The organism is uncultured Dokdonia sp. (assembly GCF_947492815.1).
Classification (GTDB): Bacteria; Bacteroidota; Bacteroidia; order Flavobacteriales; family Flavobacteriaceae; genus Dokdonia.
In genome coordinates, this window is record NZ_CANLOB010000120.1 from 1 (window position 1) to 296 (window position 296).

At 59.5% G+C, this 296-nt stretch carries 1 pseudogene; it reads left to right on the forward strand.

Features of this window, described 5'->3' with window-relative positions:
- Positions 1–296: pseudogene (locus Q1A01_RS23780) on the forward strand (spore surface glycoprotein BclB); the annotation flags it as partial.

The window sequence follows — 296 nt, forward strand, 5'->3', positions numbered from 1 at the left end:
CAAGGTCCTCAAGGAAATACAGGTCCACAAGGACCCGCAGGTAACGATGGCGCTGACGGTGCTGACGGAGCAGTTGGACCTCAAGGGCCAGCAGGTAACGATGGCGCTGACGGAGCAGTTGGACCACAAGGACCGGCAGGTGCAGATGGTTCCGACGGAGCAGTTGGACCTCAAGGACCAGCAGGTGCAGATGGAACTGACGGAGCAGTTGGACCTCAAGGTCCTCAAGGAAATACAGGTCCACAAGGACCCGCAGGTAACGATGGCGCTGACGGTGCTGACGGAGCAGTTGGACC